General features: G+C 67.4%; 24 protein-coding genes. 6 read left to right on the top strand and 18 right to left on the bottom strand.

Annotated features, from left to right (window positions below):
* Positions 1-5: 5 nt before the first annotated feature.
* The 8 genes from KV110_RS33095 to scoE are packed head-to-tail and all read right to left on the bottom strand — an operon-like array spanning position 6 to position 10,492.
* Positions 6-797: an ABC transporter ATP-binding protein gene (locus KV110_RS33095; RefSeq protein ID WP_218471088.1), complete on the bottom strand. Its 792-nt coding sequence runs from the start codon at positions 795-797 to the stop codon at positions 6-8.
* A complete protein-coding gene (locus KV110_RS33090) occupies positions 794-1,840 on the bottom strand; it encodes a FecCD family ABC transporter permease (RefSeq protein WP_218471087.1) in 1,047 nt (348 codons plus the stop codon). Before KV110_RS33090 ends, KV110_RS33095 begins: the two co-directional genes overlap by 4 nt.
* Positions 1,837-2,907 (bottom strand): ABC transporter substrate-binding protein, encoded by a 1,071-nt coding sequence (locus KV110_RS33085; RefSeq protein WP_218471086.1) that lies wholly within the window; start codon positions 2,905-2,907, stop codon positions 1,837-1,839. Before KV110_RS33085 ends, KV110_RS33090 begins: the two co-directional genes overlap by 4 nt.
* A complete protein-coding gene (locus KV110_RS33080; protein ID WP_218471085.1) occupies positions 2,901-7,346 on the bottom strand; it encodes a non-ribosomal peptide synthetase in 4,446 nt (1,481 codons plus the stop codon). Before KV110_RS33080 ends, KV110_RS33085 begins: the two co-directional genes overlap by 7 nt.
* A complete protein-coding gene (locus KV110_RS33075) occupies positions 7,310-7,546 on the bottom strand; it encodes a phosphopantetheine-binding protein (protein WP_218471084.1) in 237 nt (78 codons plus the stop codon). Before KV110_RS33075 ends, KV110_RS33080 begins: the two co-directional genes overlap by 37 nt.
* Positions 7,546-9,084: a long-chain-fatty-acid--CoA ligase gene (locus KV110_RS33070; RefSeq protein WP_218471083.1), complete on the bottom strand. Its 1,539-nt coding sequence runs from the start codon at positions 9,082-9,084 to the stop codon at positions 7,546-7,548. Before KV110_RS33070 ends, KV110_RS33075 begins: the two co-directional genes overlap by 1 nt.
* Entirely contained in the window at positions 9,081-9,620 is a 540-nt protein-coding gene (locus tag KV110_RS33065; RefSeq protein WP_218471082.1) for an FcoT family thioesterase, read from the bottom strand. The genes KV110_RS33070 and KV110_RS33065 overlap by 4 nt, the downstream gene beginning before the upstream one ends.
* Positions 9,617-10,492, bottom strand: a complete 876-nt coding sequence (gene scoE, locus KV110_RS33060) for a (3R)-3-[(carboxymethyl)amino]fatty acid oxygenase/decarboxylase (RefSeq protein WP_246634137.1) — start codon at positions 10,490-10,492, stop codon at positions 9,617-9,619. Before scoE ends, KV110_RS33065 begins: the two co-directional genes overlap by 4 nt.
* 298 nt (positions 10,493-10,790) lie before the next feature.
* Here scoE and KV110_RS33055 point away from each other — a divergent pair, with 298 nt between their 5' ends.
* On the top strand, positions 10,791-11,468 hold the full coding sequence (locus tag KV110_RS33055) for a DUF8020 domain-containing protein (RefSeq protein WP_218471081.1): 678 nt from the start codon (positions 10,791-10,793) through the stop codon (positions 11,466-11,468).
* Positions 11,469-11,472: 4 nt separating this feature from the next.
* Here KV110_RS33055 and KV110_RS33050 read toward each other — a convergent pair whose 3' ends face one another.
* Entirely contained in the window at positions 11,473-12,060 is a 588-nt protein-coding gene (locus KV110_RS33050) for a TetR/AcrR family transcriptional regulator (protein ID WP_218479199.1), read from the bottom strand.
* A gap of 95 nt (positions 12,061-12,155) precedes the next feature.
* Between KV110_RS33050 and KV110_RS33045 the strand changes: the two genes are divergently transcribed.
* On the top strand, positions 12,156-12,587 hold the full coding sequence (locus KV110_RS33045; protein ID WP_218471080.1) for an STAS domain-containing protein: 432 nt from the start codon (positions 12,156-12,158) through the stop codon (positions 12,585-12,587).
* A gap of 18 nt (positions 12,588-12,605) precedes the next feature.
* Here KV110_RS33045 and KV110_RS33040 read toward each other — a convergent pair whose 3' ends face one another.
* Positions 12,606-13,637: a DoxX family protein gene (locus KV110_RS33040; RefSeq protein WP_218471079.1), complete on the bottom strand. Its 1,032-nt coding sequence runs from the start codon at positions 13,635-13,637 to the stop codon at positions 12,606-12,608.
* A 201-nt stretch (positions 13,638-13,838) separates the two neighbouring features.
* Here KV110_RS33040 and KV110_RS33035 point away from each other — a divergent pair, with 201 nt between their 5' ends.
* Entirely contained in the window at positions 13,839-14,123 is a 285-nt protein-coding gene (locus KV110_RS33035) for a hypothetical protein (RefSeq protein WP_218471078.1), read from the top strand.
* Positions 14,124-14,132: 9 nt separating this feature from the next.
* On the opposite strand, the gene KV110_RS33030 is transcribed toward KV110_RS33035, so the two are convergent.
* From KV110_RS33030 to KV110_RS33010, 5 genes are all read right to left on the bottom strand, one after another.
* Entirely contained in the window at positions 14,133-14,990 is an 858-nt protein-coding gene (locus KV110_RS33030; RefSeq protein ID WP_218471077.1) for an alpha/beta fold hydrolase, read from the bottom strand.
* A 113-nt stretch (positions 14,991-15,103) separates the two neighbouring features.
* Positions 15,104-16,753, bottom strand: coding sequence for a steroid-24-oyl-CoA synthetase (casG, locus tag KV110_RS33025; protein WP_218471076.1), 1,650 nt, complete (start codon positions 16,751-16,753; stop codon positions 15,104-15,106).
* Positions 16,754-16,770: 17 nt separating this feature from the next.
* Complete coding sequence (locus KV110_RS33020; RefSeq protein ID WP_218471075.1) at positions 16,771-17,811, bottom strand: NAD(P)-dependent alcohol dehydrogenase; 1,041 nt, start codon at positions 17,809-17,811, stop codon at positions 16,771-16,773.
* Complete coding sequence (locus KV110_RS33015; protein WP_218471074.1) at positions 17,811-18,968, bottom strand: serine hydrolase domain-containing protein; 1,158 nt, start codon at positions 18,966-18,968, stop codon at positions 17,811-17,813. Before KV110_RS33015 ends, KV110_RS33020 begins: the two co-directional genes overlap by 1 nt.
* 10 nt (positions 18,969-18,978) lie before the next feature.
* The gene (locus tag KV110_RS33010) at positions 18,979-20,346 is read right to left on the bottom strand and encodes a flavin-containing monooxygenase (protein ID WP_218471073.1); all 1,368 of its coding nucleotides are present in this window, start codon (positions 20,344-20,346) and stop codon (positions 18,979-18,981) included.
* A 234-nt stretch (positions 20,347-20,580) separates the two neighbouring features.
* Between KV110_RS33010 and KV110_RS33005 the strand changes: the two genes are divergently transcribed.
* Entirely contained in the window at positions 20,581-21,210 is a 630-nt protein-coding gene (locus KV110_RS33005; RefSeq protein WP_218471072.1) for a TetR/AcrR family transcriptional regulator, read from the top strand.
* 161 nt (positions 21,211-21,371) lie between these two features.
* Positions 21,372-22,151: a DUF6319 family protein gene (locus KV110_RS33000; protein ID WP_218471071.1), complete on the top strand. Its 780-nt coding sequence runs from the start codon at positions 21,372-21,374 to the stop codon at positions 22,149-22,151.
* Positions 22,152-22,178: 27 nt separating this feature from the next.
* On the opposite strand, the gene KV110_RS32995 is transcribed toward KV110_RS33000, so the two are convergent.
* Genes KV110_RS32995 through KV110_RS32985 form a run of 3 tightly spaced genes read right to left on the bottom strand, consistent with a single transcriptional unit; the run spans position 22,179 to position 24,918 of the window.
* Positions 22,179-23,756, bottom strand: a complete 1,578-nt coding sequence (locus KV110_RS32995; RefSeq protein WP_218471070.1) for a GGDEF domain-containing protein — start codon at positions 23,754-23,756, stop codon at positions 22,179-22,181.
* Positions 23,756-24,340, bottom strand: coding sequence for a hypothetical protein (locus KV110_RS32990; protein ID WP_246634136.1), 585 nt, complete (start codon positions 24,338-24,340; stop codon positions 23,756-23,758). The genes KV110_RS32995 and KV110_RS32990 overlap by 1 nt, the downstream gene beginning before the upstream one ends.
* A complete protein-coding gene (locus tag KV110_RS32985; protein ID WP_246634135.1) occupies positions 24,322-24,918 on the bottom strand; it encodes a pyruvoyl-dependent arginine decarboxylase in 597 nt (198 codons plus the stop codon). Before KV110_RS32985 ends, KV110_RS32990 begins: the two co-directional genes overlap by 19 nt.
* Before the next feature lie 202 nt (positions 24,919-25,120).
* Here KV110_RS32985 and galK point away from each other — a divergent pair, with 202 nt between their 5' ends.
* A complete protein-coding gene (gene galK / locus KV110_RS32980; protein WP_218479195.1) occupies positions 25,121-26,254 on the top strand; it encodes a galactokinase in 1,134 nt (377 codons plus the stop codon).
* The last annotated feature ends 91 nt before the right edge of the window (positions 26,255-26,345 follow it).

Raw genomic sequence — 26,345 nt, 5'->3', positions numbered from 1 at the left:
CGTTCTCACAGTTCCGCCAAAGGGTTTGCGGCGTAATGCAATCGGATGATGCCGTCGTCATGTTTCGTCGCGGTGGCCCGCACGCCGAACACCTTGCGCAGTAGCTCCGGAGTCATCACGTCGAGCACGCCGCCCGCCGCGACGACGCTGCCGTGATCGAGGACGACCAGCCGGTCGCAGCAGCGCACGGCGAGGTCGAGTTCGTGCAGTACCGCGAGGGTGGTGATGCCGGTCGAGCGGATCAGGTCGAGCAGTTCGAAGCGGGCTCGGACGTCGAGATGATTGGTCAGTTCGTCCAGCACGAGCAGGCGCGGCTGCTGCGCGAGGGCTCTGGCGAGCAGGACACGTTGGCGTTCGCCACCGGACAGCGAGCCGACGGCGCGCTCGGCGTAGGCGGTGCTGCCGGTCCGTGCCATGGCGTCGTCGACGGCCGCACGGTCGGCCGCGGTGTCCCGGCTGAACAGCGCGTGGTGCGGGTTCCGGCCCAGACCGACCAATTCGGCGACCGTGAGTTCCGGTGAGCCGGAACCATTCTGGAGTACAGCCGCTGTCGTGCGGGCCGCGGCGCGGATCGACAGCCCGGTGATGTCGGCACCGTCGACCGCGATAACGCCACTGTCCGGTGGCAGTGACCGATAGATCGTGCGCAGCAGCGTGGTCTTGCCGCTGCCGTTGGGGCCGACGATGCCGACGACGGTGCCGGACGGCGCATCGAGGGTCACCTTGTGTAGAACCGAGGCGTCACCGAATGTGACGCTCACTCCGGTTACCGACAATTCGGCCGAGGACACACTCATGTCAGCCCACCGTTGCGACGCAGCAGCCAGAGAAAGAACGGGGCACCGAACGCGGCGGTGAAGATACCGAGCGGCAACTCGTTGGGTGCGTCGACGGTGCGCGAAAGCAGGTCTACCGCAACCAGATAGGCGGCACCGATCAGGGCGGACAGCGGCAGCACCCGCCGATGGTCCAGGCCGAAGGCGAGCCGGACCAGATGCGGAATCATCAAGCCGACGAACCCGATGCCACCGGCGGCGGCGATCAGCACGCCGGTGAGCAACGAGGCCGAGACCAGCAGGATGATCCGGAGCGTGCGCACATCGACGCCGAGGGCGGTGGCCTGTTCATCACCGGTACCGAGCACATTGAGCCGCCTGCCGAAGGCGAGCACCACCGCGACGGTCACCAGCACCACCACGGTGACCGGCCCGAGCCGATCCCAACTGGCCCCGGCGACACTGCCCATCGTCCAGAACAGCACCGCCCGTAGCTCATTCGGGGTGGCGCGCAGCTGAAGATAGTTCGTGGCGGCTAGGAGCAGATAGCCCACCGCGACACCCGCGAGGACCAACCGGGTCGGCACCAGGGTGCCGCGTTGTTGCCCGAGCAGGAACACCACCGCGATCGTCGCGACCGCCCCGCAGAAGGCCGCGGTGGACACCCCGACGCCGCCGAGTACGCCACCGGCCGTGACGATTACGGTTACCGCGCCGAGCGACGCACCGGATGACAGCCCGAGCACATACGGGTCGGCCAGCGGATTGTTCACCAGCGCTTGCAGAATCACCCCTGCCACGGCGAGGCCGCAGCCGCACAGCGCGGCCAGGATCACCCGAGGCAGCCGATAGTTCCAGACGATCTGGTCGACCGTGAAGCCGACATCCGGTGTCTTGCCGGACAGATGGGCCAGGATCACCCGGCCGGTGTCGGCGACCGACACGGTGACCGACCCGGCGGCGATGGACAGCAGCATCATGGCGAGCAGCACCGCTGCCGACACGACGAGCGCGATCGGCAGTGGCGTCGCCGCCAGCGGCGGCCGGGTGCTGGTGCGGGTCACCGGAACTGCTCTGGGTGTACCAGTTTCGCGAGGCGTGCCACCGCGACGTCGTTGCTCGGGCCGAGGTAGATCGAATCCGACAGCACCGCGTAGTTGTCGGCCTTCGTGGCGTTCCACTGCGGGAACTGCGCGAGGATCCGCTCGGCGACCGCGTCGATGTCGGGACTGCGGTAGTTGACGTCGGGACTGCGGTAGTTGACCACGACGAGCCCGTCGACCGGTGTCACCGCGAGCTGTTCCTTGCTGATCGTCACGAAGGTGGTGCCGTCGTCCCGGTTGAACGGGTTCACCCCACCGGCCTTGTCGATGACGTCGTTCCAGATGCCGCCCGCCGCGATCGCGGAGAAGTCCGACGAGTCGCCCATCCCCATGCCGGGGAAGACCAGCAGCACATTCTTTTTCGGTTGTCCGGCCACCCGCGCCGCCGTCTCCGCAATGGCGCGTTGTGACTCGGCGATGATGCGGTCCGCTCGACCTCGGACGTCGAAGACGGTGCCGAGATCGCGCAGCAGTGCGTAGCTGTCCTCGATCGTCGGTGTGCCGGTGGCGGCACCTGCCACACCGCAGTTCGCTCGGGGCACATAGGTATTGGCGCCCGCCGCGGCCAGCTCGTCGCGGGTGGCGAAGCCGTACTCGGCGGCGAAACCACCGCCATGGGTGGAGATGACGAAGTCGGGCCGCTGGTTCAGCATCGCTTCGCGTGGGATGTCCTGCAAGTTGTTCGGCGTGAACGCGCCGGTCGGGAGCGCATCGATCGCGGCGGCGCGCCCCGGCACGTCGGAGGCGCCATAGGACTGAGCGTTGGCCACCACACGGTCGGCGACACCGAGTGCGACGAGCGCGGAAATCTCGCCGACGGAACCACCGTTCATCACGACGACCCGCTTCGGTGCCTCGGTGAACGTGTAGGTCTTGCCGCAATTCTCCAGGGTCACCGGGTATTCGGTGACACCGTCGGTCGCTGCGGCGGGCCTGGTATCCGTCGTCTCGGTCACCGAGGTGGTGCAGCCGGTGACGGCGAGGGTGGCTGCCGCGAGTGCCAGCAGCGTCGCGCGTTTCATCAGCATGGGTGCCTCTTCGATGGGTGTGCCGCGCCGACCGGTATGGCCGGTGGCGGCGGAAGGAAGCGGGTCTCGATCAGGTAGTCGATCCCGGCAGTGAGTGCGATGGCGGAATCCGGCTGTGGGACAGCCGAATCGAGGAGTGCGGTACGGGCGTTGTCCCGTCCGTATGTTGCGGTGTGCGCAGGTGTCAGGTGGGCGGTATGCGCACGGGCGATGGTCAGCGAGTGGTCGCCCTGTGCCGAAGACTGGTCCGCCACGGCCGCCAATCGCGAATGCCAGATCGCGGAAGGGATGGCCGCGATGGAGTAGCCCCGCTCGCGCAGCCCGTCGACGATGGTGGCAAACGCCAGCGGCCGTGGGCTGGTCAGGTGGAAGGTTCGAGCCGTGGACCGGTGGACGACGAGGTGCGTGATGGCGGCGGCAACCCAATCCACCGGGACCAGGTCGATGGTGCCCGCGTCGTAGATCTCGTCGGGAACGGCTGCCAGGACGACCATCGCGCGAACCAGGCTCCACAACGCGTCATCGGGGCCGGACGCTCCGGTCAGCGAGTGCCCGCCGATCCGACCAGGGCGGTACACCGTGACCGGTACGCCGCGGTCACCGGCGGCATAGACCAACCCCTCTGATACCCACTTGCTCGCGACGTAACCGTTGTGCGGCAACGACGTCGCGGCCACCCGCCGGTCTTCGCCGAGGATCGGCGGATTGCCGTCGACGGCGCAGGCGGTGTCGACGGAGGACACGAAGTGGACCGGTTTGGGCCTGCAGGTGGTAGCGAGCCGCAGAATGCGTTCGGTGCCTTCGACATTCGCCGGACGCAGCCGGGAGTACGGCTCGAAGTGGTGGACTCGCGCACCGTTGTGCACGATGGCGTCGACGGTGTCGGCGAGATCCTGGTAGCGCTCCTGCGAGAGGCCGAACCGGGGGAGGGCGAGATCACCCGCGATCGCGGTAACCCGGAACTCGAGCGCCTCGCTCCGGTAACCGGTGGTGGTTCCGCCGAGACGATAACGGGCGAAGGCGGAGTGCAGGCGCTGGTGTGCCGCGACGTCGTTGTCTGCGCGGATCAGGCAGTACACGTGCAAGTCGGTGCGTTCGAGTAGTGCGGCAAGCAGGAACGCACCGAGAAATCCGGTGGCACCGGTGAGCAACACCGTTCGCGGCTCGGCCGTTCGGTTGTTGTTCGCGCGGATCGTGGCGTCGAGCTGCGCGTCCGATTCGAGTTCAGCTGCTGTCCAGCTCAATTCGTCGATTTCGCGTCCGGAGGCAAGACGCTCGGCGAGCCCGGCAACGGTCGGTGTGTCGAACATGGCCCGCAGATCCCAGCGCACACCGAAGGCCGCCCTGACTCCGTTCAGCACCCGCGCCGCGCGCAGCGAATGCCCACCGAGCGCGAAGAAGTCGTCATCGATGCCGACCGACTCGACCTCGAGCGCCTCCGCGAACAATCGGACGAGCGTGTGCTCGGCCGAAGTACGAGCGGGTCGCGCGGTCAACTTCGCGTCCGGCGGCGCGGGCAGCGCGGCCCGGTCCAGTTTTCCGTTCGTGGTGTGCGGCAGGCGATCCAGGAACACATACACCGACGGCACCATGTAGTCGGGCAACCGACCGGCCAGGTGCCTGCGCAGCGCTCCGGCCGTGGGCTCACCCGCACCGAGGGTGGACACCAGGTAGGCGACCAGGACCTCCGCATGGACGGCTACCGCAGCCGAGTCGACCTGAGCATGTGCGGCGAGTGCGGACTCCACCTCGCCGACCTCGATCCGATAGCCGCGCAACGACATCTGACTGTCCCCGCGGCCCAGGTACTCGAGGTGACCATTCCGATGCCACCGAACCAGATCGCCGGTGCGATAGAGGCGGCCGCCGTTCGTCTCGAACGGGTCGGCCACGAACCGCGCTGCGGTGGCTGCCGACTCACCCAGATACCCGTGCCCGACCGGCATTCCGCCGACGTACAGCTCGCCGACCACATCCGGCGGCACCGGCTGAAGAGCCCGATCCAGCACGTGGCAGCGGCCATTGGTGAGGGGGACTCCGATGGACGGTGCGGCGTGCGTGGCGAGGGTGGCCCAGGTGGCGTCGACGGTGCATTCCGTTGGGCCGTAGAGGTTGTAGACCGTGACACCCGGCTCAGCGCGCAGGGTTGTCCAGAGCGCCGGATCGACCGCTTCGCCGCCGAGTGCGATTACTGACGGACGATGTGACGCGGAAAGCAATCCCGCTGCCAGCAGCTCACGGGCGAAAGTCGGTGTGACATCGAGAAAGTCGATGCGTTGTTCCCTGATATACCGCACCAACCGGTCGGGGTCACGGCGCAGCTCGTCATCGATGAAATGCAGCTCATGTCCGGCCAGCAGCCAGAGCAACCCCTCCCATGCCGTATCGAACGTCATCGATGCGGTGAGGGCCGCCCGCATCCGCCGTCCGCCCCGCGCCGCCACCGCGGGCTCGATCAGGTGCTCACGATGGTGGTGGTACAGGTTCAGCACGGAACGATGCGAAATCACCACGGCCTTGGGTGTTCCGGTGGTGCCCGACGTGTGGATCACCCAGGCCGGAAGCTCGGGGTGTAGCCGGACGGTCGGCGAATCGTCATCCTCGGCGGGTTCTGTTGCGGTAGTGGCGAGTTCATCAATCGCAACCGCGCGATCGCGCAGCGCGGCCGGGATCAGGGGAGCCAGCGTGGTGGTGGTGAGGATGGCGGTGCGTGCCTGCGCATCGGCATGCCCCGCGAGACCCGCCAGTAGCAGCGTTAATCGCGCGGCAGGCTGGCCGGGATCGAGCGGGACATAGGTGGCGCCACTGGCCAATACGGCAAACAGCGCGGCGATCGCGTCGCTGGTGCGGGGGAGTAGCACCGCTACGGCGTCACCGCGGCGCGTACCGGCAACTGTCAACGCCGAACCCAATACCCTTGTTCGTGCGGCTAGTTCGGCGTAGTTGAGGGTGTGCCGCACCCCATCCGAGTCGGCAGCGACGAGTGCGGTGGCTGTTGGCGTGCGGGCGATCTGGGCGGTGAGCAAGTCGTGCACCGTGTGGTCCGGCCAGTGACGGTCGTTGCCACGGCTGTTGACGCGCAACCACTCTCGTTCGCCAGGTAGGCACAGGTCGACCGCGTCGAGCGACCGGTATGGTTCGTCCAGGACGCGACGGAGGAACGTCGTGAAACGCCGGAGATGGGTGGCCAGCTCGTCCGGCGTGTACGCGCTCGGGTGCCCGTCGAGGTACAACGTCGGGCCGGCGCCGTCCATCCGGTCGTAAAGGTTGAAGACCAGGTCATCGATCATGCCCGCGGTGACATTGTGAACCGTGCTGGCGCAATGACCGAAGCGCAGGTCGTAATCGAACAGCATGATGTTGACCGACGGGCCGTACATGCCGCGGTCGCTGCCGACCAAGCCGAGGTCGCGCCGCACCTGCTCGCTGCGGTAGCGCTGATGGCGGCGGCTGCGCACCAGCTGCCGGGCGACCCGGCCGGTGACCTCGGCCAGTGTCGGAGCGTCCGCGAATTCGGTCCAGAGCGCGACACCGTTGAGCGTCATGCACGGCACGCGCAGTGCGGGCGTGCCGGTGCGCAGCATGACCGGCAGCGCGAGACACACCTCGGTGGCACCGGTCATCCGGTGCACGTAGGCGGCGACCGCTGCGGTGAGCACATCGGTCCAATTCGCGCGCACGGTCGCCGCAACGCTGCGCAACAGCGCGACAGTCTCGGCATCGAGCCTGGCGAACTCCCGAAGTACCCGGCCCGCAACCGATGTCGCGCGCGGCCCCGCACCGGACAAGGTCACCGGGGCCGGGCGGTCGCGGAGATAGTCGAGCCAGAACGCGCGGTCGCGGTCGAGGTCGGCCGAATCGGCGTACGCGATATCGGCCGCAACCACGGCGTCCCAGGATCCGAAAGCGCAAGGCGGCGGCGCTGTTCCGGCCGTACTCGCGGTGTACAGCTCGGCGACGCGGCGCGCGATCAGCGCCATGCCGTAGCCGTCGAGCAGGATGTGGTGCACCCGGTGATACCAGAGCGTACGTTGCGCACCGAGCCGGAAAACGATGTGTGCGAACAGGAGGTCACCGGTCAGCTCGACCGGCTGAGCGACGTCCCGCGCCATCAGCTCCAGTGCGGCGCGCAGCGGATCGGGTTCGGCCGAGACATCTACCACCTGAACCGCCCACTCCGGCGACTCCGCGACCTGGCACGGGCCGTCCTCGATGAACCGAACATGCAGTGCCGCAGCCTCGTCGATCGCCGTCCGGATCGCGGCCACCAGCAGATCCAGCACCACGGGACCCGAAATATCCACGTACTCGGCGATATTGAAGACCGAGGCAGCGGGATCGAGCTGCTGGCCGAGCCAGACACCCAGTTGCGCGGCCGTCAACGGCCGCGCGACGGCCGCCCTCACGGCGCGGCCCTTGGCGCGAGCAGTGACCACCACGCGGTCAGGGTGGGGTTCTCGGCCAGATCCGCGAAAGCCGGAGCGGCACCGCGCGACTTCCACCGCTCGATCAGGCCGATCAATCGCACCGAATCCAATCCAGCGGCGAACAGGTCGTCGGTGTCGCCCAGTTCGTCGGGTTCCAGGTAGAGCGCGTCGGCGATATCGGCGCGCACGCTGTCATAGCTGAGTGGTTCCATCAGTTGACCTGTCTCTCCCGGTCGGCCCAGAACCGCTCCCGCAGTTGCCAGCGCAGGATCTTGCCGCTCGGATTGCGCGGAATACGGTCGACGAACTCGAATCGCACCGGAATCTTGAACCACGCCAACTGCTCCCGGCAGAACGTCATGAGCTCACGCACCCGGACGCGTTCACCCGGTCGGCACGCGACGAAGGCATGCACCGACTCGCCGAGCACATCGTCGGGCACCCCGATCACCGCCGAATCCGCCACCGCCGGGTGGCGGGCGAGGGTGTTCTCGATCTCGGCGGGATAGATGTTCTCGCCGCCCACGATGATCATGTCCTTCAACCGGTCCCTGATGTACAGGTAGCCATCGGCATCGACATATCCGGCGTCCCCGGTGTGCACCCAGCCATCGACGAGTGTTTCGGCCGTGGCCTCCGGCAGATTCCAGTAGCCGAGCATGGCGGCCGGTGAGCGCAGGCAGATCTCACCCACCGCGCCGGGCTCGCACCGCGCGCCGGACGCATCGATGATCCGCACGGACACACCGGGGTACGGACGGCCCGCCGCCGCCAGCCGCGGATTGCCTGGCACGTGGTCCGCGGGCGGGAGGCAGATCGCGGTATTGCCGGTTTCGGTCAGTCCGTAGATCTGCGCGAACTCGGCGCCGAAGAGCTCCAGTGCTTCCCGCAACAGTGTCTCCGAAATGGGTGACCCGCCATAGACGACCTTGCGCACCGAGCGGACCGCTTCACGTGTGACCCGCGGTTCGCCGAGGATCAGCCGCAGCATCGATGGGACGACACACATGGTGGTGATCTGGGCTTCCTCGATGAGTGCCACCGCGGTACTGCTGTCGAACCGCGGCATCGCCACATTGGTGACGCCTGCCGCGAAACCCTGCATGGCCCACCAGATTCCGCCGACATGAAAGCCGGGGAGGCCGATGAGATTGCGGTCACCGTCGCGGAAGGCGAGCCAGTCGAGCCCGGCCTCGTCGAGCGCGTCCGCGATGGCGAAGAAGCTGCGCTGCGCCAGCACAACACCTTTGGGCAAACCGGTGGTTCCGCTGGTGTACAGCTGGATCACCGCGTCGTCGGGCTCCGCCGGTCGCTCGCCGGGTTCCGGCTCGGCGACCCCGGCCAGCCAACCGGTGAATTCGTCGCCGTCCATCCGGATCGCGCGCACTTCCGGCGCGGCTGAGTGCGCGATGTCGGCGGTGTCGGCCTCGACGAGTACCAGTGTGCTGCCCGAATTACGAATGATGTGTTCGACTTCCGGTGCGGTGAGTCGGAAGTTGATGGGTACCAGCACCGCGCCCATCCGCGCGCACGCGAAGAACAGACTGTAGTAATCGACGGATTCCTTGCCCAGGTACGCCACCCGGCTGCCTTTGTCGATACCGGCGGCGCGCAGCGCGCGGGCGAGCCGAATGCTGTCGGCATGCAACCGCGCGTAGTCGAGTCCTGCTCCGGCACAGGCGATCGCGAGGGTGCCCGGCCGATTCCGCGCGTGGCGCGCCAGGACCGAGGTCACGGTTCGCCCGGTCATCGCGCCGCATCCAGCGGTTTCGCCGCGTTCACGATTGCCAAGCGGACGGTGCCCGCGCACTGCCCGCCTTCGTCGTCCCAACACCGGAACGAGGTATCCAACGAGGTGAACGGCGCACCGTCGAGCTTGCTCGTGCGTTCCTGGCTACCGTCGAGGCTGAACTCGCCGAAGAACCGTCGCGGATCGATCGGCCGCCGGTATTCGCTGTCCAGCCGGGTGATCAGGATGTCGGGCAGCTGGCGCCGCCAGTAGTCGTCCATGGTCCAGTCGCTGAACAGCGGACCGACGCGATGGCGCACCAGCACCGCGACGGTCTGGTACAGCATCTGGTTGTAGCAGATATTCACCTCGACCGAATTGAGGTGGCCCGTCGCGTCGATATAGCAGGACTCCGGGATCTCGAATGTTCCGGCGGCCGTGACTCGCTCGCCGCGCGCCTCGACCGCGAGCTCGCGCAGGTAGCGGCAGTGCGGTTTGTAGCAGCGCAGCACCTCCGACAGCAGCCCCGGATCGTTCGGAAAGACAGCGCCGTTCATGCCGGGACGCCTTCGTCGTCGTACACGGTGACCCGATGCGAGACCGCGGGTTCGCAGGTCGAGTTGTGCAGCGCCCGGTGTACCAGACTGCGGTTGTCCCATATGAGCAGATCGCCGCGTTCGAAGGTCTGCAGCCGGATCGCCGGATGTTCGAAGGTGCCGTCGAGTTGCCCGGTGGCGGTGAGTAATTCGTGCAGCAGATCGGGTCGATCGGTGCCGTCGGCCGTGGTGATGGCCGTGGTGAGGCCCTCGCTGACGTACACGACGGGCTCGCCGGTGTGCGGGTGCGGGTGGACGGTCGGCATGGTCACCGGCGGCGTCTTGCGGTCGATCTCGGCCAGCAACTCCGAGACGGGCCGGTAGACATCGCTGGGCCGGATCTTGAAATAGCGGCGGACGCTGTGCGTCGCCACCGTGTCCGCGACCGATCGTCGCAGCTCAGGGCTGAGCCGGTGGTAGGCGGCGGCGAGATCGATGAAGTAGGTGCCTCGGCTGTGGCTCGGGACCACCTGGGTGTGCGTGAAGGTCAGATCGAACGGACGCGGCATGAACTGGTAGTCCGAATGCCAGAACTTCCCGGTCTTGGGCACGCCGACCCGCTGCTCGCCGGTGTCGACATTGGACGACACGAAGACCTCGGGTACCTCGGGGTGGTGATAGATCGGCTCGTAATACCGCACCGGCTCGCCGAAACCACGTGCCAGCGCGACGAATTGGTGCGGATCGAGGTTGATGCCCTTGATCACCGCGATTCGCTCCCGGTACACGGTGCGCTTGACCGCACGGATGTCGTCGCGTGATGTGGGATCGAAGTCCTCGACCACCACACCGAAATCTCCCTGCGGGCTGATCCGCATGGCTGTTCGCTGCATGACCACTTAGTCGGTCAACTACGCCCTGTAGTTCCCGGGAATTTCGACTGATTTGTTCGCGTCTCGGTGCTCGCTGTGAGCTGGCCTACACTCGGCGGCGAGTGGTTGCACGGCTGGCCCCGCTGGGGCTAGCGTCCTTCCGCGGTACCGAGTACCGCTCCGCACGGCGACCCGACCAGGCTCGGCTGTCTCGCCAATATTGCTTCTCCGCAAGAACTTTCGTACTCAACGGTGTGCTGTGCGCGCACCGGCGACCACGCGCCCGGCTGTGCCGAGGCGAGAAGATGAGGGAATCCCCATGAGCAGAACAGCATTCGTGACGCTGGCGGCATGCACTGTTGCCGCCCTGGTCGGTTCGGCCGCCACGTCGCATGCCGACGTCCCGGCGCCCGAAATCCACTACACCGCAGGCATGGTCGAGAAGTCGGTGGTGCTGACCATCGACGCGGGCACGCTGACCGCGGGCGACGGGCAGTTCCTGGTCAACGACCGCGCCGGACGTGTGCTCGTGTCGATGCCGCTCAGCTATCAACGCGACAACAAAGTGTGGCCCATCACAGCGAAGATCGACGGCAACACCGCCACCCTGACCCCGAGCACCGACCCCGCTGCCGCCCACCCCGCCCCAGCCGAGCTGCGCGATATCGCCATCGACCCGCAATCCACCGACTTCAACACCGCCGTAATGAACTTCGCCACCATCTCCGGCCTCGGCGTCGCCCTCGGCACGCTGATCGGCACGACCATCGGCGCGGGCATCGGCTGTCTGGCGGGCGGGGCCTTGGTCGGTGCGGCGGCGGCCGTCCCGACAGTCGGTGTCCTCGCCGTCCCCGGCTTCCTCGGCGGCTGCCTGGTGACCGGCGCCGCCGCCGCACCGATCGGCGCGATCATCGGCACCATCGCACTCGGCGTCCCCGCCGCGGTCATCGGCGGACTGCTGTTCGCGGACGCGCTGGGCAGACAAGCCGCCAGTTAGGTGCTCAGGCCGCGGGTTCGACCCGATGGCTGTCGATCAGCGCCCGTGCCATCGCTTGTGCCCGCCGCGCGGCGTGCCGGTCACCTTCGGTGGCGGACACGATCGAGCCCTTCATCAGAATGTGCCAGGACCTGGCGAAGTCGTCCGGGTCGCGCAGGCCTGCCTCTTCGGCGCGCCCGCGGACCACGCCGCGAATGGTGTCGAGGTGGTCGATGCTCGCGCGGCCTGCCGGATGCTGCGGACCCATCTCCAGCAGCACATTGATGAACGTGCATGCCTCGAATCCTTCAGTGCCGAACCAGTCGTCGAAGACATCGAAGATCGCCAGCAGTCGCTCCTCCGCCGTATTGCCGAGCTGGCGGGACCGTTGCTCGACCATGCCGAAGGTCCACACCAGTTCGCGGCGGGCGAGTACCGCGAGGATCAGCTCGTCCTTGGTGCGAAAGTGCCGGTACAGCGTCGCTTTCGCGATACCCGCCGTGGCGATCACTTCATCGACGCCGACGTCTCGGATGCCACGCTGGGTGAACAGGTTGTACGCGGTGGCCAGTATCCGTTCGCGTGCCCCGACAACCGCGTCGTCGCTTGCCATCACACTCCAACTCTAACGCTGTACAGAGCTGACCTGCCATGCTTCACTAGGTAGACAGGTCTGTCCCGTGCGGTGGCGGACCGAGGAGTCGGCATATGTCCATCAACGACGAAGTGCGGCGAACCGCCGCGCCGTTGGACCGGTCCGTGTTGGAAGTCACTGATGTGCTTCGGTTTTCGGTGTGTCGTCCGCGCCGCGACATCGCCATGATCCTGGTGGACGGCGAGATCGATCTGCGCACCGCGCCGAGCCTCCGTGACCAACTTTCCCGGGTGTTCGGTGCCCGATCCGCGATGGTCGTGCTCGACCTTTCGCCGGTTACTTTTCTTGCCGCGGCCGGATTGCGGGTCCTGGTCGACGCGCAGAAGCAGGCCGAAATGACCCGCCGCCGAATGGTGTTGATCACCAAGGCGCGGTCCGTGGACCGCGCCTTGGAGGTCACCGGCTTGGCGCCCAGCTTCCATCGGGTGCGGTCGCTGGACGCCGTGCTGGCCGACACTGCGCCGGGATATGAAGAGACGGCCTAGATTTCGGTGGAAGACTGCTCAGTTGAGCCTTTTCTCGACCCGGTGCCGGGTGGTGTCCGCGAACCGGCTGCCGCGTTTGCGCGCGGTATCGGCGAGTTCGGGTCCACGCTTCTGGGCGGTGTCCGCCAACTCCGCACTGCGTTCCCGCGCGACCTCGGCGAACTCCGCGCCGCGCTCCTTGGCGAGCTCGGCCCATTCCGCGCCGCGGTGCTTGGCCACGTCCGCCAGTTCCGCGCCCCGTTCCCTGGCGAGCTCGGCCAACTCGGCACCGCGTTCCTTGGCGAACTCGGCCCACTTGGGTCCGCGCTCCTTCGCCAGCTCGGCCAGTTCCGCGCCGCGGTGCTTGGCGACGTCGGCCAGTTCCGCGCCACGTTCCTTGGCCGTCTCCGCCAGCGGCGCCGCGTGTTCCTTTGCGGCAGCGGCCCATTCGGGTCCGTGCTGCTGCACGGTCCCGGCGAGCTCGGAGCCCTTGGCGGCCGCGGCGCTGCCGAGACTGCCTGCCGCTGAGGCGACTTCGTGCGCCCGGCGCTTCAGCACCTCGGCGGTGGCTCCGTCGGAGGATCCGGCGAACGGGAGTGCCGCGGTGACGGTCGCGGCGGCGTCACGGGCGGCCCGCTTGCCGCGCCAGCCAAGCGACGGCTTGCCCTCGGTATCGGCGGCGGCGATCATCAGTCCACCGAGCAACCCCAGGTCCTTGAGGAACGCCTTGCGTTTGGTCGCCTTCTGCGCCGGGTCCGGTTCGTTCCAGAAATCCTGCTCGGTGACGGTGGCCGGGACGACGGTCGCGGCCAAGACCAGCGCGGCCAGGCGTGGCGCTTTGCCCAGGGCGAGCAGCACACCGCCCGCTACCTGTGCGCCCGCATTGATCCGTACGACGGTTCCCGGATCGCTCGGCAGCTTCGCGGCGTATTGCTCGGGCAGCTGACGCTGGCCTCGCTGCACCAGCTCGGTCGCCGCCTTGACTCGTGTTTCCGGGCGCCGCAACGTATCGACACCCTCCACGACAAAGACAGTGGCCAATAGCGGGCGGGCAAGTCGGCGTAACAACATGACGGATCCCTTTCCTCGACGGCTCTATTCGACCGGGTTCCCGGAAGGTGTCTCATCAAACCCGGCTGACGGGCAGTAGCGGACGTATCGGACGTCGAATCTACACCGCGTAACGGCAATTATTTAGCTAACGATCAGCAGAGTGTGGGATCCGAGCGGATCCCGCGGTTACAAGCGCTGTCCCGCCGGAAGGTACCGCCGATGAACTCTGCCACGGCCCCAATGACTTTCGAGGCGATCGTCGCCCCGCTCCCGGCCGCGCCCGCGTGTACCTTCCGCTTCGATACCGTGCCATGCCGACATCGGGCGGAATGGTCCGTCCGCAAACGCCCCTGCTGCCATGCCGAGGGGGTCGACTTCATGTGCGACACGTGTCACACCCGCATCCACTGGCTGCTCACCCTCGGCGTCGAATTCGAATGCGCCGGTTGCGGTGTGCGTTCGGCCAGCTTCACGGCGCTGTACCCGACGGCCGCGCCGCTGTGAGCCGAGCCCTCAGGATCCGCCGACGGCCTTCGGGACGTGGGCCCGGCCGGTCGTCGCCAAGAAATCGGTGATGACGGCGGTGACCTTGTCCGGATCCTCGACCATCGGCAGGTGGCCGCAGTCGGGCAGCTCCACGGCCGGGTGCGCGTGCAGCCTGCGCGCGAGGCGGGCGCCGGCGCGCGCCGAGAGGATGCGGTTCTGCTGCCCCCAGAGCGTGCAGATCGGTGGGAAGCCGGGCGGCGGCGTGAACCTGTCGAAGGCGGCGTAGGCGGGGAAGTCCTGGACCAAGCCGTGTAGCGCCTGTAGGCGGCCGCGGTCGGACCAGTGGGCGCGCAGCCGAGGGGAGTGCTGCAGATCCTGGCGGCGACCGCGGGCACCGAGCTGGTTTCCGACGATCAGCGAGACGGCCGGGCCGGGCAGCGCGAGCCTGCGGGCCAGCGGCGCCAGGGGAAGCCTGGCGTCCGCCCAAGCCAGCCCGGCCGACTGCCCTGAGCTGACGGTGTCCCAGGTCAGCGGGTTGATCAGGACGAGAGCACTGACCCGGTCCGGATGCTCCATCGCGTAGCCCAAGGAGGTGGCGCTGCCGAGGCAATTGCCGACCAGGACCACGTCGGCGAGCCGATGGGCAGCCAGGAAGGCACCGAGCATGCGCACATAGTCGGCGAGGCGATAGCCGTCGGCGGGCTGCTCGGACTGTCCGTAACCGGGGAGGTCGAGAGCGAACACCTCGTGGTCGCGCTGCAACGCCGACACCTGGTCGTCCCAGATATGGCGCTGGGTGCCCGCGTTGTGCAGGAATACCACCGGCGCGCCGCTACCGGCGCGGTCGAAGGCCACAGCCCTGCCCTGGTGCTCGAATACGTCCACATTGACTCCTTGCGAGCGGCCGGGCGAACATGTCGCACCGATCCACTGGCAATTTTACGGGCCTCGTCAACGGTGAGCTGGGAGTTCAGCGCTACCGGGACGCGTTGAGGCGTTCACACCTCGAGGCCCGCCCGCACCACCTTGCCGGTCGCGTTGCGCGGGAGCGCCGTGGTCGTGAGCCGCCAGCGGGCGGGCACCTTGTAGTAGGCGATCCGTTCCGCCATGAAGGCGCGCAGCTCGTCTTCGGTTGTCGCCGAGAAATTTTCGACCACAACCAGGGCGGCAACCTGTTGGCCGAGATCGGCGTCCGGCACGCCGACGACCGCGCACTCGCGCACCGCCGGGTGTTCCTCCAGGCACTGTTCGATCTCGGTGGGGTAGACGTTCTCACCGCCACGCAGGATGAGATCCGAGCGCCGCCCGGACAATCGCAGCCTGCCGTCGGTCAGCACGCCGATATCGCCGGTACGCAGCCACCGATCCCTGGTGATGGCCGCCGCGGTCGCCGCCTCGTCGTCCCAGTAGCCGAGCATCACGTACGGACCGCGGACGCAGATCTCGCCTTCCGTGCCGTCCGGGACGGGGTTGCCCGCGCTGTCGCGGACCTCGACGGCGACCCCGATGACGGGGCGTCCCACCGTATCCGGGAATGCCGCGAGCTCGGCGGGGCTCGCGAGGGTGGCGGCCGTGCTGCACTCGGTGAGCCCGTAGCTGGTGACAAGTGCGGTACGGGCCACCGGAAGTTGTTCGCGCAGTTGGTTTTGCAGCGCCGCCGAGGACGGCGCCGAGTTCAGCGAGAACGAGTTCAGCGAGGACAGGTCGTACCGGGACAGGTCCTGCTCGAGCAGGCGGGTGGCCATGGTCGGCATCGCGCCCCAGTTGGTGATCCGTTCGCGTTCGATGAGGCGCAACACCCGGTCGGCATCGAACGAGCCCTGATAGAGCACCGCGGCATCGCCCGTCACCAGCCGAGGCACCACCAGATTGTGCAGGCTGGCGATGTGGAACAACGGGGAGGTGAGCAGGAACCGGCGTCCGCTCGGCACCTGGGTCGCGCCGGTGAACTCGGCGGTCAGCGCGTCGTTGAACAGGTGATAGCCGATGACCGCCACCAGGTTTCGATGCGAGTGCACCGCGCCTTTCGGCCGTCCACTGGTCCCACTGGTGTAGAGGATGACAGCGGGATCATCCTCATCCACCTGCGCGAGCGGGAGTGCCCCTGCCCCGAATTCGGTGATCAGCGCGGGCAGTTCGTCCGCCATTGTCAGTACCGGTACGCGGATATCCAGTTCTGCCAGCAGCGCCGCGCGTTTCGCGTCGACGACGAGCACGGCGGGCCGGGTGTGCGCGACACCGTAGGCGATTTCGCGGGGCGTCCACCATGCGTTGTACCCCACCGCGATCGCACCGAGGCATTGTGCCGCCCAGAACGTCATGACCCATTCGGGGGTGTTCGCGGCCAGAATGCCGATCCGGTCGCCCTTTTCGATGCCGTACCGGTCGCGCAGCGCCCTGGCCAGCGCACCCACCGCCGCCGCGTGGGCGGTGAACGACATCCGGCGATCTTCGGTGACGAGGTAGTCGCGATCACCCCAGGTGGTCGATGCGGCCAGGACCGCGCCGAGCGACTTCTGCCGATCCCGCAGTACCGGCAACGGTGCGCCGAGCACATCCTCGACCACCATCTCGAACCGCCCGCCGGGACCGGTCAGCCGGGCCGCCGCGGCGGCGGCGAACGCCTGCGCGTCGAAAGGCTCTGTCATCTACCGCACTTCCTCATCTACGGAACCAATACCGCGCGGCCGGTGACCAGACCGCGCTCCAACCGGTCTAGCGCCTCGCGGCCCGCCGCCAGGTCATAGCGCTCGATCTCGATCCTGAGCTTGCCGGAATGGGCCAGCGCGACGGACTCGATCAGATCGGATTTGGTGCCGCCGTATGACTTTCGGATCGAGGCGCCCCACGGCCACCCCGGCCCGCCCGCCGGACCCGCCGTGATCTCCGGTGCGCCGCCGCCGAGGCCGATCATCCGGTAGGCCCCGTTCGGGGCCACCGATTCCACGGCGAGGGTGGCGGTCTGGTCGACACCGACGAAATCGAACACCGCGTCCGCGCCGCGTCCGTCGGTGCGCTCGAGGATGTGGCGTGCGGTGTCCGGGCCCGCGAGCAGGCCTTCCGCCGCGCCGCACCGAGCGGCCAGGTCGAGCTTGTCCGCGCGGACGTCGACCGCGAGCACTCGGGTCGCACTGGTCGCGGCGAGGATCTGCACCGCGACATGGCCGAGTCCGCCGATGCCGATCACCACCGCGACCGAGCCGGGCCGAAGGTGTTCGCGCGCACCACGAATCGCGTGATAGCTGGTCAGTGCCGCATCCGCGAGCGGCGCCGCCTGCCCGAAGTCGAGATCACCGATCGGCACGAAAGAGCTTGCCGGAACGCGGATGTACTCGGCCATGCCGCCGTCCGGGCCGAGTCCTGGGCACGGTGGCATCGCGGTGCGTCCCGCGGCCAGGCAGACGTTCTCGTTGCCGCGCACGCACTCCCGGCACGCGCCGCACGACCAGCACAGGTAGACGATGCCGCGGTCACCGATGGAGCGGCCGTCGACCTCGGCGCCGATCGCCTCGATGGTGCCCGCGACCTCATGCCCGAGGGTCATCGGCTCGTCGCGGATGCGGAACGGCAGGTGCAGCACATGGAGATCGGAATGGCAGATCCCCGCCGCGCCGACCCGCAGCAGCAGGTCGGTCGGGCCGATCTCCGGAATCGGCACCTCGCGTAGCTCGAGCACGCCGGGCTCGGTGAGTTGCAATGCCCGCATCAGGTGTTGACCCTCGCCCCGGCTCGCACCACGCTGAACACGGCCTGCAAATAGGCGTCGGCGCGGGCGGAGCCGATCAGGCCAGGCGCCATCTTGTTCATGGTGTAGGCGAAGGTGACTCGGTGCTCCAGGTCGTTGACGACGATGGCGCCGCCGAGCCCGGCCCACCAGCAGACGCGGCCGTCGGGTACCTGGGGCGCGGTCTGTCGCTGCGGCAGCCCGTAGCCGATGCCGAAGCGCAGCGGCAACAGCAGCGCCAGATCGGCGCCGTCGGACTGCTGCTCGAAGATCAGGTCGATCGTCTGCTCCGACAACAACCTTCGGCCACCGAGCTCGCCGCCACACGCGACCAAGGACTGGATCTTCGCCACCGAACGGGCATTGCCGTGGCCGTTCACCGCGCCGATCTCGGCCTGCCGCCACTCGGTGCTGTTGGCCTCGTTGATATCGAGCAGGGGACTGGTGAGGGTCTTGACCAGGATGGACTCCTGATCGAGCAGGGCCATGTCGAACTCCAGCATCGGCGGCGGGACCAGCGGTGCGATGCGGTGGTGCTGTTCGGGCGCGGTGCCGATGTGGAAGTCCGCGCCCAGCGGACCGGCGAGTTCCTCGGCGAAGAACTGCCCGAGGGTGCGGCCGGTGATCCGGCGGATCAGTTCGCCGACCAGGTGTCCGTAGTTGAGGGCGTGATAGCCCGATGCGGTGCCCGGTTCCCACCACGGCGGCTGGGCCCCGAGCCGGGCACTCGCCGCTTCGGTGTCGTAGATGTCGGCCAGCTCGATCGGCCGTTCCCAGCCGGACACGCCGGACGTGTGCCCGAGCACCTGCCGAATCTCGATGTCGCCCTTGCCGTTCGCCGCGAATTCCGGCCAGTAGTGCGCGACCTTCTGCCGCACGTCCAGCTCGCCGCGGTCGACCAGGAGCAGCGCGGACAGCGCGGTCATCGTCTTGCTGATCGAGAACACATTGACCAAGGTGTCCTCGGTCCACGGCGCGGTTCGCTCGATATCGCGGTGCCCGCCCCAGATGTCGACGACCGGTTCGCCGTCGACCGTCACGCAGATCGCCGCGCCGAGTTCCTCGCCCGCGGCCAGCTGGTTCGCCAATTCTTCCCGTACGTCCGCGAATTGGTCGGCACAGAATCCCGAGATCGTCATCGTCTGTCCCTCACACGTTCTCGAGCGCCCTGGCGGGCACCGGCAGGGCATAGCCGTTCGCGGCGGCGCGCTTCGCACCCCTGGCCATTTCCTTGTGCATATCGCGGACGTACGGCTCGAACTCGATCTGGATGGTGTGCCGCGGCGAGTCGTAGTAGCGGCCGGTCCTGCGCTGCTCGGCCGCGCGGATCTCCGCGTTCATCTCCTCCTCCGAAGGCGGCAGGTACTTGCCCGTCAGGTAGGCGGCGACCAACTTGCTCTGCTGCTCGGCGAAATTCACCAGCGTCGGCAGCGGTTGCGCCAAACCGAGGAAGAACAGGTTGTCCACGCCGGGCTTCATCATCTGCTTGAACAGCGGCATGCGATTGTGCTCGTCCGGCACCAGCTTCGGATCCGAGAAGAACGGGAAGCTGATGTGATATCCGGTGGCGCAGACGATCACGTCCACCTCCTCGGTGCTGCCGTCGGCAAAGCGCACGCGCGGGCCTTCCAGCGCCGTGATGGCGGGCTTGAACGCGATATCACCGCACCCCGCACGGTGCAGGAATTCCTCGCTGGCCGACGGATGTGCCTCGAACGGCCGATGATCGGGTTTGGGCAGGCCGTAGAACTCCATGTCGCCGCGGAACTTTCGGACGAAGCGCTGCTTGAGTTTCAAGCTGACCTTGCGCGGAATCCACGCGGGGACGCTCTGCTTGTCACCGACCTTGCCGTGCACGTACTTCGGCAGCACCCAGACGCCGCGCCGAGCCGAGACGGTGAGCTTCTCCGCGACGAACCGTTGCGACAGCTCCGAGGCGATATCGAGTCCGGAGTTGCCCATGCCGACCACCACGATCTTCTTGCCGCGCATATCGACCGGATCGAACGGATCGTTGTAGGCGTGGCTGTGCATCAGCACGCCGTCGAATTCGCCGGGGTAGTCCGGGGTGCGCGGATCCCAGTGGTGGCCGTTGCAGACGATCAGCACGTCGTAATTCCGGGTGCGCCCATCGCTCGCGGTGACCAGCCAGCGGCCGTCCTCCTGCCGTTCGGCCGCGGTGACCTTGGTGTCGAACAGGATCTTGTCCCGGAAGCCGAAATGGTCGACGTAGTCCTTGAAGTACTGGAACAGCTGCGAGTGGTGCGGGAAATCCGGCCAGTCCGCCGGTGCGGGGTAGTCCTCGAACGCCAGCCGAAACTTGCTCGTATCGATGTGCAGCGACTGGTAGCAGGCCGACATGCCGTTCGGGTTCTTGAAATACCAGTTGCCGCCGACCTCGTCCGAGGCCTCGAACACGTCGAACGGAATGTCGTAGTCCTGCAAGCGTTTTGCGGCGGTGATCCCGGACGGGCCCGCGCCGATGACGCATACCCGGGGCAGAGTGCGTTGAGTCAATTCACAGTCCTCGTGCTGAGCGGGCCGTCACCTGCCTGCGGTGGTGCGATCGCACCGGAACCGTCCGGAGCGAGGGCTTCCGGAGTGACGTAGGCAACAAGGTAACACTGGCTAGACAGCGTGTCTAGTTAATGACGTATTGTCTAGTGAAGGCGGTACATGGTGCGGGCATCAGTAGACTTGCTCAGCGAAAGTCGCACGTCAGCACAACTTTCGACCGACAAGAGGTAGCCGTTGCGCACGAACCCGAATCCGGCGGGCAGCAGCCTGCGGGACGAGCAGAAACAGCAGACCAGGGCCCGGCTGATGGCCGGTGCCAAGGAGCTGTTCAGCACCCGTGGCTACGCCGCGGTGCGGGTCGACGACATCGCCGCCGCCGTCGGGTGCAGCCGCGCCACCTTCTACCTGCATTTCCCCGGCAAGCTCGAGGTGCTGCGCGCGATCGCCGAACAGAGCACCGCGCCGAGCGCCCTGCACTTCTACGAGGACCTGGATCGGGTACTGGACACCGGCTCGCGCGCCGAGTTCGTCGCCTGGGTGACTCGCGCCATCGAATGGTTCCACGAGTACAAGGACCTGCTACCCGCCTGGGACGAGGCGACGGCACTGGAGCCGGAATTCCGCGAGATCGCCCGCAACGGAATACTGGCCCTGCCCAACGCGATGACCTCCTACCTCGCGCGCTGGCCCGCCGACCGCGCGGACGAGGCGCGGCTGCGCGTGGAACTGCTTGTCGCCCAACTCGAGCGCTTCTTCACCCGCTGGGCCGTCCAGGGCACCATCAATGTCTCCGCCGAGAGCGCCGCCGAGGTGCTCACCGATATTTGGTTCCCCGCCCTGCAAGCTCCCGTCACGGACGCCTGAGCGACGCGGCGATTCGTGCGTCCGCCGGATGTAGCTCCGGATTCGCTGGCCGCCCGGAAATCGTGTTCTGGGACTCGATTTCGTAGCGGCCTGCGAATCTGTCGGTGCGGTGCGGCATCATCTGTGCACGCAGCCATCCACGAATATTGCTCGGAGTCACCATGCCGTCGCCTAAAACCAAGCCCAAGCCATTGTCGGACAGCGAGATTCAGCGGATCGCCGCGGATATCGCCGGGGGCCGCCCGCCCATGGTGTGGTTCACCGCTGCCGCGGTGGGCGTGCCGGAAGGACGGTCGGGAAAGGTGATCTCCCTCGGCGACCCGGCCGACGGAGACTTCCTGCAGGTCCGGCCCACCGGATCGAAGGATGTACTGTCCTTTTCTCCGACAGAAGTGACGTTGACCAAGCCGCCCCGAGGGGCGGCGACCGTTTCCACTGCCCAGCCGAAGTCGACAACCAGGAAGGAATCACCCGTGACCCAGCCGTCGACCTTGACGAGCACTGCGCCACCGACCACCCCTAGTTCTGTCGCCCCGCCACCGGTAGTCCCGAAACCCGTTGCGAGCACCCCGGAATCGGACGAACAGGACGGCGGCGCGAACAAGGCGCCAGCGACCAAGCCGGCCCCGGCGGGTACCGCCAAGGCCGCCAAGGCGCCCGCTCGACCGAAGGCGAAGGCGGCCGAGGTCACCGTGACATTGACCGGCACCGCCGACGGCGAATGGTCCGTCGACGTGGTCAGCGGCAAGAAGCGCGCGGTGCGCGGTCTCGCGGTGCCAAGTTCCGCCGTGGCGCAGGCCGCCAAGATCCTGCACCCGGAGGTGGCCGACGTGGTGGCAGGCATCCTGGACGCGGCACGGGAAGCGCAGGAGGCCAAGGTCAAGCAGTTGCAGGCCGAGCTGGAGGCGGCCAGGCGGCTGCTCGACGAGCTGGTCGACTAGGCGTACCGCCGCGGCTGTGCGCTTCGATCAGACCGCGGTGCTGGTGGATCTGGGGCTCGTGCGCCAGATCCGCCGGCCCGCGTCGGTGGCGGGGTGCCGCACCGGGTCGTTCGACGGGTGCCGCATGGAGTCGGACGCGTGCCGCGCATCGTCGTGGAATGCGTAGCCGAGTGAGTATTCCTTGGCGTGGTACATGGCCGAATCCGCGTCCCTGATCAGGTCGTAGACGGTGGACTCGGTGCTGCGCGGACAGCCGCACGCGATCCCGATGCTCGCGGTGATCGGTATCTCGCCCGCACTCAGCTCGAACGGCCGGACGAACGCCCCGAGCAGCCGCTCGGCGAGCATCGCCGCCTCCGGCCGGCCGAGCGGGGACAGCACCACGAATTCGTCGCCGCCGTACCGCGCGACCACATCATCGCGCAGCACCACCCGCCGGATGCGCGAGGCGGCGTTCGCGATCAGCTCATCGCCGACCGCGTGGCCATAGCTGTCGTTGACCATCTTGAAGCCGTCCAGGTCGATGAACAACAGGCACAGCGGCTGCTCTGCCCAGCGCTCGCTGTTGCGATTCAGCGCGCGCAACAGGGCCGATCGGTTCAGCAGTCCGGTGAGGGTGTCGTGATCGGCTTGGTACTGGGCGCGCCGCTCACTGCGGGAACTGCGCACGATGGCGCGCTCGCTGCGCACCAGCACGCCGATGAGCAACAGCGCGAACAGTGACGACACCACCACCCGGTCCAGCGTGCCGAGCGAGGAGCCGACCACCGGCACCAGCGAGGCCACGATCAACGCCACCGCGATGAAGCTGGCGCGTTGACGGGAATGGTGCGGGTGGATCTGCCGCGGGGTTCCGAGACTTGCCATCGTCGGATGCAACGCCGCGACACCGACCGTCGCGTACGCGGCGAGCAAGGGCGCCATCAGCATCTCGCGGCCGATGGTCACCGAGCCCGTCGTGTCCAGGCTGTAGCCGAGATCGCCGAGCAGCGCCAGGACCAGCCCGACGTGCAACAGCCGCAGCGAGGTTTCCGAGCGGGTCGAGGTGGCCACCGAATGCGCGACAAGCGTCAGCAGCAATGCGTCCAACACCGGATAGGTCGCCGCCACCCAGGTGTTCAGCATGGTGTCGTGCGCCTGCAGGATCGGCGAGATGAGGAACGTCCAGGACGCGAGTAGCGCGCCGAGGCCGATCAATCCGGAGTCGAGCAGCAGGTCGTTGTTGCTGCGGACTCGGCGCGGGCGCAACCAGATCAGTGCCGCGAGGCCGACACCCAGATAGCCGAGCAGGGTGAACACGTCATCGATCGGATGCAACGCATGGTCGGACCCGTCGCGCAGCGCGGCGCCCGCTGCCGAAAGGACCGCCGAGGCCGACAACAGATACCAGGGCAACGGATGCGTCGGACGGTGCGCCCACAGGCCGAAGCCGATCATGGCGAGCGTGCCCGCGAGAATGGCCGCCATCGTCACAAACGACAGCAGCCGCGAATCGACCGTCACATGGACGGCGATCGCGGCCGCGCTTCCCCCGAGAAGCAGTGCGTACCACCGTGTTCGGAAACGGTACCGCTGGCCTGTCGGCTGCTCTTCGCTGACTGTCATCAGCCCCCCTTGGTCGCTCCATCCCCTGTGAACCGAGCCGCGTAGTAGATTTGCGAATCCTCCACCACTACCTCGACGTTCGCCTGTTTGTCGAGCACCGCACGAATGCTGTCGGCGAACGAGAACCGAGTGTTGTTGTACGAGCAAATGTCCCAACCGACCGCAGCGCGCTCGGCAACCAGAACCTGGACAACTGATTTGATCATGGCATGAAATGCGAGCCCTTGTCGCGCACTTGGCGTAACAAGGGTGAAACCGACGTAATAAATCGCGTCGCGCGCGGCGTGTTCCGGATATCGGGCGGTGAAGTAATGCGGGCTGATCCACGGGACGGTGTCGAGATGCTTGGTCAGGGTGGTCACCCCGACCGGTTCGCCGGATTCCAGCCGCGCCACATGCTTGTCCACGCGGGGATCGATCATCTCCGCGCGGAATTCGTCGGGATGCAACACCTGTCTGGCGATCGCCTTGGTGCGCAACGGCCCGAATGCCTCCTCGTAGAGGCGTTGGAATACGTCTATCCGGTCGTCCGGAATCTTGCCTTCGATGGTGACGTGGAAAGGTTTCATCGGCGCCAGCCCCACGGCGTGGTGTGGTACGCGGCCAGCACCAGCGCACATACCGGGCTGCCGTCGGAGCGGGCTTCGGTCGTGCACAGCCGGACCGGGCCGAAACTTTCGGGACGGTTGCGCGTCATGTCGTTCAGGCTGGACCGGATCAGGGCCGCTACCTCGTCGGTGGTCTCGGCCTCGTGCTCGACGAAAAGGCCTGCGCCGGAACCATCGTCGCGCAGCACCCAGCCGATTCCGGCGGCGGCCGTCCGGCCCGGTTCGTCGGCGTGCTGTGCCGCGTAGACGCAGTAGAGGCGGTCGCCCCACGGGATCGGTTTGCGCACCCGTCCGGTGCGTTCCAGAGTGGCGCGTGGCGGGATGACCGACGACAGTCGAATCAAGTTGGCATCACCTACTCCCAGCTCACGCAGTGCCGCATCGAAGGCCGACATCGCTGTCGGTCCTGCCCCCGTCGCGGCGCCTATCTCGATCGTCAGCGGCGACCCGGCGATCGCCCGGCCCGCGGGCGGGCGTAGTCGATCTATCCACGGCAGCCCGAGTAAGCGGCCGCGCGGCCCCACTAGCCCGCTGTGCGGGGTGGTGTGAATCATAATGCCCTCCCAGAAAGCCCGGCCCAATTTGCAGGCCGGTATTACGTCAAAATCGACTGTGCGGCACGAAAACGAATCGCGCACCTCCGGAGCGTGAAAGCAATGCTCCTGCGGCGTGTCTCGTAACGTGTGGCAGGCCGACTCGATTCCGGCGCCCGCCGGGACGACGGGATCAGAGGACACGACAGACAGCGAGGTACCAGTGCAGACGTGGGTAGCGCCGGGGCGGGTCAACATCATCGGTGAGCACACCGATTACAACGACGGCTTCGTGCTGCCCATCGCGCTGCCGCTGGTGGTCGAGTGCGCGGCGGCGGAGCGCGGGGACGGTCGGGTGCGGGTGGTCTCCCGGCAGCGGCCGGACGAGACGGTACTCGTCGCGGTGGCCGACCTTGCGGCGCAGCGGGATCGGGTGCCGGGCTGGTCGCGGTATCCGCTCGGCGTTGTTGCCGAATTCGTCCGGCGCGGCCATCGGATCGCCGGGGTCGATCTCGTGCTGGACGGTGCGGTGCCGATCGGCGCCGGGCTGTCCTCCTCGGCGGCGCTGTCCTGTGCGGTGGCGATCGCGCTGCGAGATCTGTTCGCGCCCACTGTCACCGACCGTGAGTTGATCGACCTCGCCCGCGCGGCGGAGAACGGCTACGTCGGCGCGCCGACCGGTTTGCTGGATCAGTCGGCCTCGATCCTCTGCACCGCCGGTCACGCGCTGTTCCTCGACATCCGCCGGTTCGCGGCAGAGGGAGCTGGTGCCAATGCGAATTCGGCTGGCCACGAACAGATTACGTTCGATATCGAACGATTCGGGTTGGCGCTGTTGGTGATCGACACCGGCCAGCCACACGAACTGGTAGATGGCGGCTACGGCGAGCGCCGTGCTCAATGTGAGGCTGCCGCCGCCGAACTCGGTGTGCCCGCGCTGCGCGACATCGATTCCGTGGCAGCGGTGGGCCGGATATCCGACGCGGTGTTGCGTCGCCGGGCTCGGCACGTGGTCACCGAGAACGCGCGCGTGTTGACAGTTGCCGAGAAATTGCGAAGTGGTCAGGACCCGCGGTCCATCGGGACGATCCTGACCGAGGGCCACGCCTCGCTGCGAGATGATTTCGAGGTGTCGACCCCCGCGCTGGATGCCGCCGTCGCCGCGACGCTCGACGCGGGGGCGCACGGCGCGCGGATGGTCGGTGGTGGATTCGGCGGCAGTGTCCTCGCCCTCGTCGATCGCGAACACACCGGCGCGGTGATGGATGCCGTGCGGATTCGGTTCGCTCGCTCGGGCTTTGCCGAGCCACGCACCTTTGTCGTCGGTCCGGCGGCAGGCGCACACCGCGCCGACTGAACGACCGCCCAGCTTTTTGTGCACGATTGTGGCCCGCGAGTGAGGCACAATCACGCAGAGTAGGTGTCAGCCGACACCATTCGGCCGGCGA

The sequence above is a fragment of the Nocardia iowensis genome, from assembly GCF_019222765.1.
In the GTDB taxonomy this organism is placed as follows: Bacteria; Actinomycetota; Actinomycetes; order Mycobacteriales; family Mycobacteriaceae; genus Nocardia; species Nocardia iowensis.
The sequence above is the reverse complement of the archived record's forward strand: the minus strand, read 5'-3'. Positions and strand labels throughout refer to the sequence as shown.